The organism is Actinokineospora sp. NPDC051303, assembly GCF_055586285.1.
Map to the genome: position 1 here is coordinate 1 of NZ_JBVJIN010000097.1, position 9,107 is coordinate 9,107.

The following is a 9,107-nucleotide window of genomic DNA, read 5'->3' on the forward strand; positions in this document are numbered from 1 at the left end:
GTGGGGAGCCTTCGGCCCCACGACCACGGCGAGTTTAGGGATCTTCCTTCTCCCCCAAAGAAACCACTCCACCCCATCGAGCACCTGGCAGGGTCGGGCGGCGGTTGGCAGGAGGGCGGGTTCGCTGCTCGTTCCGCACCATCGAGCACCTGGCAGCGTTAGGCGCGACCTGGCAGATGCTCGGGTGTGCTGCTCGGTCCGCCCCATTGAGGACCTGACAGGGCTGGGTGCGGCCTAGCCGACGCTCGGGTGCGTCTCTGCTCCGCCGCTTGGCACCGAGCAGGGCCGGGCTTGTGGGTCGGGCGGGAGCGGCGACCCCTGCGAGCAGTCCAGAAGCCACTTAACCGCCTGCCACCCAACAGCGCCGGCCTACGGCCCAACAGCCCGCCCAACGGCCTGTTTTGCCGCCCCACGGCCCCCACCGCAAAGCCCGCCCTCCCTGGGGGACCGTCCCTGATCCATCCTATCGTCGCAGGTCAGCGTGGGGAAGGGGGTGCGCTGGGCCTGTGGATAACTTGCGATCATGAGCGCCTCGGGGAGCTTGGCGAGCCGCCCGTTGGGTGGTGGGGTCAGGCGGGGACGGGGACTCGGGTGCGGGTGATGAGTTCGAAGTCCGCTGGGTCGACCTTGCGGGTTTGGAGCCAGTAGCGCCAGGTGAAGCCGGGCCAGATGGTGCGGTTGACGCCCTGGGAGTCGAGGTACCAGCTGGTGCAGCCGCCTTGGGTCCATACGCCGTCGGCGAGTTTGCGCTGGATCTCTGCGTTGAAGCGGTCTTGGGCTGTGCGGCGGACGTCTAGGGCGGTGGCGCCGTGGTGGTCGACCAAGCGCAGGGCGCTGGCTACGTAGCGGATTTGGGACTCGATCATGAAGACGACCGAGTTGTGGCCTAGGCCGGTGTTGGGGCCCAGGAGGAAGAACAGGTTGGGGAAGCCCGCGACGTTGATGCCCATGTGGGTGTTGATGCCGTTGTCCCGCCATTCCTTGGCCAGATCACGGCCGTCGCGGCCGGTGATGTCGAGGTAGTCGAAGGCGTCGGTGACGTGGAAGCCGGTTCCGTAGATGATCGCGTCGACCTCGTGGACTCGGCCGTCCTTGCCGACGATGCTGTTTTCCCGCACTTCGGCGATGCCGTCGGTGTCCAGGTGGACGTTGGGGCGGTTGAAGGTCGGGTAGTAGTCGTTGGAGATCAGGACGCGTTTGCAGCCCATGACGTAGTCGGGGGTGAGCTTCGCGGCCAGGGCCGGGTCCTTGACCGAGCGCTTGATGTTCCACTCGGCCAGCTTGGAGGCGTACTTGAGGATGCCCTGGTGGCCGTTGAAGCCGACGGCGCGCATCTCGTTGATCCAGTACAGCAGGTGCCGGTAGCCGCGCTGGGCGCCGGGGATCTTGGCGAAGACCTTCTGCGACCACGGCGGCATCGGGTGGTCGGGCTTGGGCATGACCCACGGCGCGGTCCGCTGGAACAGCGTCAGCTCGGCGACCTTCGGGGCGATCTCGGGCACGAACTGGATCGCGCTCGCGCCGGTGCCGATGACCGCGACGCGCTTGCCGGTCAGGTCGAAGTCGTGGTTCCACTGTGCCGAGTGGAAGGCTTCGCCCTGGAACTTCTCCATTCCGGGCAGTTCCGGAATGGACGGCAGGTGCAGCGCGCCGACGCCAGCGACGAGGAACTGGGTGACGTAGGTGTCGCCGGTGCCGGTGGACACGTGCCAGCGGCCCTCGTCCTCTTCCCAGCGGGCGCCGGTCACCTCGGTGCCGAAGCGGGTGTAGCGGGCCAGGCCCCACTTGGCGGCCACGTCGCGCATGTACTGCCAGATCTCGGGCTGCGGGGCATAGGAGCGGGTCCAGTCGGGCTTCTGCTCGAAGGAGAACGAGTACATGTGGGACTGGATGTCGCAGGCGCACCCGGGGTAGGTGTTGTCGCGCCAGGTGCCGCCGAAGTCCTGGGCCTTCTCCAGGATGACGAAGTCGTCGCGGTGTTCCCGACGCAACTGGATGGCCATGCCCATGCCGGAAAACCCGGTACCGACGACCACCACACCGGTGTGGATGAGCTTGCCCATCGCGGTTCCTCCATGCCCTAGTTTGGTGTTACCCGGAGTCAACCTTACCGCGAGTAGGTTACTTGCGGTAGAGTCATTTCGTGACGACAGCCGAGGAAGCGACGGACAAGGTCGAACGCAGGCGCCGCATGCCGAGGGCCGAGCGGGAACGGCAGATGGTGGCCGTCGCGGAAGAGATCTTCGCCGAACGGGGCTACCTCGCCGCATCGATGGACGAGATCGCCGAGCGCTGCGGGGTCTCCAAACCGATGATCTACGAGTACTTCGGCTCGAAGGAAGGCCTGCTCATCGCGTGCATCCGGCAGGCGCGCGCCGAGCTGGTCAACTCGATCAGCGAGTCGGTGATCGGCGCGGAAGAAGCCGAGGAAGCCCTGCGCCGCGCGGCGCGGGCGTTCTTCGAGTTCACCGACGCCCACCGGCGCGCGTGGTCGCTGCTGCTGATCAACGAGGCCGCGGTGGCCGGGCCCGCTGCCCTCGACGAGATCGAGGCGGTCCGCCAGGAGCAGGTCGAGTTGGACATCGCGCTGTTCTCGGCGTTCCTGCCCGACACCCCGCGCCGCGATCTTGAGGTCGCCGCCCAGATCGTCGTCGGAGCCTGCGAGCGACTGTCCCTCTGGTACGTCGCGCAAGAGGACGTGAACGCCGAACAGGCGGCCGACTATCTGATGCGGATGCTCTGGTCCGGCGTCGGCGCGATGATCCAGGTGAGCGAGACACCTGACCCGACTCGCCCACACGGGTGAGTTTCACTCACTTGACCCCGGTCGTCTGCCGAAACGGAGACACGCTTGCACCAGTGCCGTCATAGACCGCCGGTACTGGCGTCGCTCATTCGGAGCACACCAGAGCACTAAAGGGGCGCGCGATGTTCGAACTGATCTCGGCCGACTACACCCACAAGGGCGACGACTGGAAGGTCACCGTCAGCGGCAAGGACAAGACCCTGACCGCCTCGGCTGCGGGCCTGATCGCCGCCCGCGACCGCGTGGACCAACTCGTGGAAGAACTCGCTCCCGGCGAACACCCACGCACCGTGGTGCACACCATCGAGGGCGACGCGGTCGGCTTCACCGCCGCTTACCTCTCCGCCCGCCTCGCGAAGCCCGCCGAGGACGCCCCCGCGCCCCAGAAAGCGGAAGCCCCCCAGAGCGCCACCAAGAAGACCGCCGATCCGGCGGCGAAGCCCGCCGACGCCACTCCCCAGAACGCGGAAGCCCGCGAATCCACCAAGTCGGCTCCCCAGCCCGCCGAGGCCAGTTCCAGGACGGCCAAGGCCCAGGAGCCGGAGAAGGCCACGCCGTCCGCCTGACCCTGGCCCGAGGGCGGACCCTCCGGGCCAGGGACGCTGGCGCGGCTAGCGGAACAGGCCGCGCACGACCAGCAGGCCGACCAGCGCGCCGACGCCGAGCAGCGCCAGCTTCACCTTGGGGTCGTCCAGCTTGGACTTGGCGCTGACCTTGGCGTTGTCGACCAGCCGCTTGGGGCTCGCCTTGGTGCCGAGCTGGTCCAGGGTCGCGGCCAGCGCGTCGCGGGCCTGCTCGATCTCGCGCTGGATGGTGTCGGGGTCGCGAGCCACGTGTCCTCCTAGGAAACAAGCCGTCGGCGGGGACAACGGTAGATCACCGCCCGCACGACCCGCGCACGGGCCACGCCGTTAGGCTGTCCGGTGTCCTACGGGGCCGTAGCCCAATTGGCAGAGGCACACGGTTTAGGTCCGTGCCAGTGAGAGTTCGAGTCTCTCCGGCCCCACAGCGGGTTTTTTCACGGCGCCCCGTCCCGCGCCGCGGGCGGGGACGGCGCCGACTGCCGCCGGGCGAGCGCCCAGCCGCCCAGGACGGCGACGCCGACGGGGATCTCGATCGTGTAGGTCCAGAACCCGAACAGGAGCGCGGCCACCGTCGCGGCGGCGGTGTCAACGCCGAACGCCGAGAGCAGCAGCACGACGCCGCCCTCCATCAGGCCCGCGCCGCTGGGGGTGATCACCGCCATGGTGAGGACCCGCGACAGCGCGAAGACCGCGACGGACTGCGCCGCGCCGGGATAGGCGTCCGCCGCCCACAGGCAGCACAACAGCACCAGCCACTGCGCCCCGAGGAAGCCGACCATGCCCGAGGACAGGCCGAGCCACCGGGCCCGCACGATGTCCGCGGTGTCCGCGCGCAGCCGCGCCAGCGCCGAGGACGCGCGGACCCGCAGCCGGGCGAGCCGCGCCAGCGCGTCCAGGGCGCGGCCGAGGCGCGCGGCGGCGACGTCCCAGTAGAGCGCGGCCGCGACCAGGGCGACCAGCAGCAGGATCGACACCGCGCTCACCCAGCCCGCCTTCGCCACGGCCGGGTCGAGGGCGTGGCCCGCCACCAGCAGCGCGATGACGCCGACGGCGGGGAGCAGGAACCGGAACATCGTGTTCCAGACCCCGCTGACGACCGTCATCACCACGATGGGCCTGCCCGCGAAGCCCCAGCTCCTGGCCATCGCGAAGGTCAGCGCCGCCCCCGCCGCTCCGCCGAAGGGCAGCAGGTTGCTGACCGCGCTGCCAGCCGCGTTGAGCGCGAGCGCCCGCGCCGTGCTCAGGCCGGGCATCGAGTTGGTCAGCACGCGCGTGTAGGCGAGCAGGCTGGCCGCCCACGCCGCCGCGGTCAGCGCGACCAGGTCGGGGCGCACGTCGGCGAACCGCGCGCCGATCTCCGACCACGAGACGTGCTTCCCGGTCAGGGCGCGGGCGATCCACGGCAGGCACACCACGAGCGTCACCGCCAGGCCGAGCGAGACCCCGGACAGCCCGACCCGCCGCCACCTGCTCCGCGCCCGGCTCATGGCGGCTCGGCGAAGGGATGGCGCAGGCGCACGCCGGGCGGCAGGTCGCGGCGGACGTACCACTCGGCGCCGAAGACGACCCGGTACAGCGGGCGCGGCAGCCTCAGCAGCAGCGCCAGGGTCCGGGTGTCCGCGCCGCCCGCCTGCGAGACGTGCGCGGCCATGCTCTCCCGCTTCCGCTCGGCGAACCGCCGCACGTTCACCCGGTGGGTGATCCGCTCGCCCGGGGTGTAGGCGCGCTCGAACACCGCGAGGTCAAACCCGGGCGGGAACCGGTAGACCTTGCCGACCAGGCGCAGCGCCCGGAGCAGGAGGTCGCGGTCGACGGTGGCTTCCAGCACGGTCGGCGTGCCCGCGATCCGCGCGGCCAGCGCGCCCACCAGGTGCACCCGCACGTGATCGGGATGCCCGTACCCGCCCGCGGGGTCGTAGATCGTCAGCAGGTCGGCGCTCTCTTCGACCAGCACCGCCGCCAACGCCTCGGCGGCCGTCGCGATGTCGATGTCGACAAAGGCCGAACCCGGCCGCGCGGCCCTCGTCGCCGGGCTCGGCCCGGAGTCGCCGTAGCCGAGGCAGACCACGCGGGCGCACCCGAGCACCGCGGCGGACCGGGCTAGCTCGGTCATCCGGAGCGCGCCGAGCGCCGCGCCGCGCGCCGTCGCGGCCAGGCCGCTTTCGCCCGCGGTGGCGACGACCAGCACGACGCGGTGCCCCTCGGCGGCGAGCATCGCCATCGTGCCCGCGGTGAGCAGGGCCTCGTCGTCGGGGTGAGCGTGGAAGAACACCGCGACCCGTTGCTGCACCCGATCAGCGTAATCAACCGATGGCTTCTCGACCGCGAACAGCGATCACCGTGTCGCGTTCAGTTGGGGAAGCGCCCAAATGCCGGGTCAAATTAGGCTGAATGGGTGCGGATCCTCCACGTGACTGACTGCTACGCGCCCCGGCTCGGGGGCATCGAGGTGCAGGTGTCGGACCTGGTCGCGGCGCAGCGCGCGGCGGGCCACCGCGTCGAGGTGGCCACCGCGACCAACGGCGACGACCTGCACGGGGTGCACCGGCTCGCCGCCCGGATGCCGTTCGGCCTGCCCGTCCATCCGCGCGGCGGCGGCAGGCTCGCCGAACTGCTGGCCAGCAGCAGGCCGGACGTGGTGCACGTGCACGTCGGCGCGGTCTCGCCGTTCGCTTGGGCTGGGCTGCGCGCGGCGCTGCGGGCGGGCCTGGCGGTCGTGGTGACCGTGCACAGCATGTGGGACCCGGCCACGCACGGGATCTACACGGCGCTGAAGATGGCCTTCGACTGGCCCAGGTGGAGTGTGGTCGCCACCGCGGTCAGCACCGCCGCCGCGGCGTCGGTCCAGGCGGTGGCCGGGCTCGGCATGCGCGTGCACGTGGTCCCCAACGGCCTCGACGTCGCGGGCTGGCGGCCCGCCGTCCGGCCCAGCGGGAACGCAGACGGGGTGCACGTGGTGGCCGTGGGCAGGCTCGCCCCGCGCAAACAGCCGGTGCGGCTGCTCAGGATCCTGCTGGCCGCCCGCGCGCTGGTCCCCGCCGCGATCCCGATCCGCGCCACGATCGTCGGCGACGGCCCGGCCCGCGCCGCGATGGACCGGTTCGCCGCGGCCAACGGCATGACCTCGTGGGTGTCGATGCCCGGCCGCCGCACCCGCGAGCAGGTCGCCGGAGTCCTGGCCACCGGCGACGTCTTCGTCGCGCCCGCGCCCCGGGAGTCCTTCGGCATCGCCGCGCTGGAGGCGCGCGCGGTCGGGCTGCCGATCGTGGCCCGCGCGCAGAGCGGAGTGGGCGACTTCGTCCGCCACGGGGTGGACGGCCTGCTCGCCGACACCTTCGAGGACATGATCATCGCCGTCACCCGGCTGATCACCGACCACCGGCTGCGCCAGTCCATCGCCCGGCACAACCACGCCGTCCCACCCGCGGTGGGCGCCTGGCCCTCGGTCCTCGACCACATCGAGCGCTGCTACCGGCAGGCGCAGGGCAGGCTGTCCGCCGTCGCAAGCGGCCGACCGCGCCAGTCGGAAGGCTTCCAGTAGGCGCCCGCCCCGATGCGCGGGGCGGGCGCCTACCGAGTCCCGTCAGCCGCAGAACACCTCATCGATAACCTCGTTGATGCCCTCGAACGTCCCGCCGGTCACCGGCGCGGTCGTCGCGGACAGCTCCAGGCGGGTCTTGGTGTCCCGGGTGCTGATCGCGACGGTGAGGTAGCCGGGGACGCCGCCGAGGTGTCCCCACACCGACCCGCCGCACGGCAGCGGCGTCTCCCCCAGGCCGAGGCCGTAGCCGCCGGTGAACGGCAGCGTCTTGGTCATCTCGGCGAGCTGGGCCGGAGCCAGCAGGTCGCCGTCGAGCAGCGCGTCGAGGAACCGGTCGAGGTCCTCGGTCGTGGACACCATGCCCCCGGCCGCCCCGAACAGCGACGGGCTGGACTCGGAGATGTCCACCGGCTCCCCGCCGATCAGGGCGTACCCGTGCGCGTGCGGACGCGGCAGCGTCAGGTCGCGGTCGGGGACGCTGGTCTCGCGCAGGCGCAGCGGGCGCAGAATCCGGTCCTCGATGACCTGCTCGTAGGACTTCCCGGTGACCTTCTCGATCAGCATCCCGGCGACGACGTAGTTGGTGTTGGAATACCCCCAGGCGGCGCCCGGGGCGAAGTCCAGCGGCTCCCGCACGGACATCGCGACCAGTTCCTCCGGCTCGAAGTGCCGCTTGCGGACCGTCTCGAACTCCGCCGGGTCCTGCGGCAGCGCCCGGTCGTAGCTGTAGAGCCCGCTGGTGTGCTGCAACAGCATCCGCACCGTGATCCGCTCGCCGTCGGGCAGCAGCCCCGGCAGGTAGTCGGCCACCGGCGCGTCCAACCCGACCCGCCCGTCCCCCACCAACTGCAACACCGCGGTCGAGACGAACACCTTGGTGACACTGCCGATCCGGAACCGCCCGCGCGTCGACACCGGCTTCGGCCCACCCCACTCGGCGACTCCCGCACGGGCAGTGAACCGATCCCGCCCGTGCACGACCCGCACCTGCACCCCAGCCGCCCCCGTCCGGGCGAGCGCGTCGAGCCCCGCCTGCACCACCTGCCGGTCGATCCGGTGCCCCAGCCCCTGCTGGTCGACTACCGGCGCCGCGCTCGCCGTGCCCGCCCCAGCCAGCGCCAGCATGGCCACCACACCGACAACCCCGAGTCTGCTCCCCGTGCCCATTTCCGATTCCCCTCGTCGCGAACCCCAGTGGTCGCCCGAGTCTCGCGTTCACACCGCTGCCCTCACCTCCTCCTCCGGTATCAGCCGAGATCCATCCCAAAGTGGGATGGCCGGTGGGATAGCGTCCCGCCCATGCAGCGGGACCGTTCCACGATCGCCACCAACCGGCGGGCGCGGCACGACTACGCGGTGCTGGACACCGTGGAGGCAGGCGTGGTGCTGGTGGGCACCGAGGTCAAAAGCCTGCGCCTGGGCCGAGCCTCCCTGGTCGACTCCTTCGCCACCATCGATGACGGCGAGGTCTGGCTGCGCGGCCTGCACATCGCCGAGTACGCCCTGGGCACCTGGACCAACCACACCCCAAGACGCGTCCGCAAACTGCTCCTGCACCGCCGAGAGATCGACAAACTCGACATCCGGGTCCGCGAGAGCGGCCTGTCCCTGGTCCCGCTGTCGATGTACTTCGTCGAGGGCAGAGTCAAGGTCGAACTAGGTTTGGTACGCGGCAAGAGACCTGGGACAAACGCCAGTCCCTAGCCACCCGAGACGCCCAACGCGAGATCGAACGCGCTTTCTCCCAGCACATCAAGGGCCAACGCCGCCACCGATGACTGGCCCCACCCCCACCCCCCATGGCACCATCCCCAGGTGCGCCTCCCCCGGCCATTCACCGCCCTCCTGGCCTTGGTCGACAAGTTCGAGGAACGCGGCGTCTACGTCCCCGGCGAAGACAACGGCGCCCTCTCCCCCTGGCGAGACTTCGGCTGGCTCATAGCCGCCTGGCTGGTGGCAATCGGCGTCTTCATCCTCTTCTTCGCCCTAGCCGCCTGATCACTCCACCAGGACACCCACCCCTCCTAGTGCTCGATGGGCCGAACGAGCCGAATACCCAAGCGCCTGCCAGGCCGCACCCGCGCTCGCCAGGTGCTCGATGGGGTGGAGTGGTTTCTTTGGGGGTGAAGGAAGATCCCTAAACTGGCCGTGGTCGTGGGGCCGAAGGCTCCCCACC

General features: G+C 70.7%; 9 protein-coding genes, 1 tRNA gene and 1 pseudogene. 6 read left to right on the top strand and 5 right to left on the bottom strand.

Going from position 1 to position 9,107, the window contains the following annotated elements; genetic code table 11:
• Positions 1-569: 569 nt before the first annotated feature.
• A complete protein-coding gene (locus ACZ6SD_RS32555) occupies positions 570-2,063 on the bottom strand; it encodes a flavin-containing monooxygenase (RefSeq protein ID WP_465320870.1) in 1,494 nt (497 codons plus the stop codon).
• Between the two features lie 80 nt (positions 2,064-2,143).
• Between ACZ6SD_RS32555 and ACZ6SD_RS32560 the strand changes: the two genes are divergently transcribed.
• Together ACZ6SD_RS32560 and ACZ6SD_RS32565 are read left to right on the top strand one after the other, a co-directional pair.
• Positions 2,144-2,806, top strand: a complete 663-nt coding sequence (locus tag ACZ6SD_RS32560; RefSeq protein ID WP_465320871.1) for a TetR/AcrR family transcriptional regulator — start codon at positions 2,144-2,146, stop codon at positions 2,804-2,806.
• Positions 2,807-2,928: 122 nt separating this feature from the next.
• On the top strand, positions 2,929-3,372 hold the full coding sequence (locus ACZ6SD_RS32565) for a hypothetical protein (RefSeq protein ID WP_465320872.1): 444 nt from the start codon (positions 2,929-2,931) through the stop codon (positions 3,370-3,372).
• Between the two features lie 45 nt (positions 3,373-3,417).
• On the opposite strand, the gene ACZ6SD_RS32570 is transcribed toward ACZ6SD_RS32565, so the two are convergent.
• Positions 3,418-3,639, bottom strand: coding sequence for a DUF3618 domain-containing protein (locus tag ACZ6SD_RS32570; protein ID WP_091455966.1), 222 nt, complete (start codon positions 3,637-3,639; stop codon positions 3,418-3,420).
• Between the two features lie 99 nt (positions 3,640-3,738).
• Between ACZ6SD_RS32570 and ACZ6SD_RS32575 the strand changes: the two genes are divergently transcribed.
• Positions 3,739-3,812, top strand: a tRNA-Leu gene (locus ACZ6SD_RS32575).
• 12 nt (positions 3,813-3,824) lie between these two features.
• Here the strand turns inward: ACZ6SD_RS32575 and ACZ6SD_RS32580 are convergent.
• Complete coding sequence (locus ACZ6SD_RS32580; protein ID WP_465320873.1) at positions 3,825-4,877, bottom strand: lysylphosphatidylglycerol synthase domain-containing protein; 1,053 nt, start codon at positions 4,875-4,877, stop codon at positions 3,825-3,827.
• Positions 4,874-5,680 (bottom strand): PIG-L deacetylase family protein, encoded by an 807-nt coding sequence (locus tag ACZ6SD_RS32585; protein WP_465320874.1) that lies wholly within the window; start codon positions 5,678-5,680, stop codon positions 4,874-4,876. The genes ACZ6SD_RS32580 and ACZ6SD_RS32585 overlap by 4 nt, the downstream gene beginning before the upstream one ends.
• 105 nt (positions 5,681-5,785) lie before the next feature.
• Between ACZ6SD_RS32585 and ACZ6SD_RS32590 the strand changes: the two genes are divergently transcribed.
• On the top strand, positions 5,786-6,931 hold the full coding sequence (locus ACZ6SD_RS32590; protein ID WP_465320875.1) for a glycosyltransferase family 4 protein: 1,146 nt from the start codon (positions 5,786-5,788) through the stop codon (positions 6,929-6,931).
• 42 nt (positions 6,932-6,973) lie between these two features.
• On the opposite strand, the gene ACZ6SD_RS32595 is transcribed toward ACZ6SD_RS32590, so the two are convergent.
• Positions 6,974-8,098 carry a serine hydrolase domain-containing protein gene (locus tag ACZ6SD_RS32595; protein ID WP_465320876.1) on the bottom strand — a complete coding sequence of 375 codons (1,125 nt, stop codon included), beginning with the start codon at positions 8,096-8,098 and terminating at the stop codon, positions 6,974-6,976.
• A gap of 132 nt (positions 8,099-8,230) precedes the next feature.
• On the opposite strand from ACZ6SD_RS32595, the pseudogene smpB reads away from it, so the two are divergent.
• Together smpB and ACZ6SD_RS32605 are read left to right on the top strand one after the other, a co-directional pair.
• Positions 8,231-8,709, top strand: a pseudogene (gene smpB / locus ACZ6SD_RS32600) (SsrA-binding protein SmpB).
• 37 nt (positions 8,710-8,746) lie between these two features.
• On the top strand, positions 8,747-8,929 hold the full coding sequence (locus ACZ6SD_RS32605) for a hypothetical protein (RefSeq protein ID WP_465320877.1): 183 nt from the start codon (positions 8,747-8,749) through the stop codon (positions 8,927-8,929).
• Positions 8,930-9,107 lie beyond the last annotated feature (178 nt).

Bases quoted from the DNA above. Each gene is read 5' to 3' on its own strand.
- ACZ6SD_RS32555 (WP_465320870.1), bottom strand. From the start codon at position 2,063: ATGGGCAAGCTCATCCACACCGGTGTGGTGGTCGTCGGTACCGGGTTT.
- ACZ6SD_RS32565 (WP_465320872.1), top strand. From the start codon at position 2,929: ATGTTCGAACTGATCTCGGCCGACTACACCCACAAGGGCGACGACTGG.
- ACZ6SD_RS32580 (WP_465320873.1), bottom strand. From the start codon at position 4,877: ATGAGCCGGGCGCGGAGCAGGTGGCGGCGGGTCGGGCTGTCCGGGGTC.
- ACZ6SD_RS32595 (WP_465320876.1), bottom strand. From the start codon at position 8,098: ATGGGCACGGGGAGCAGACTCGGGGTTGTCGGTGTGGTGGCCATGCTG.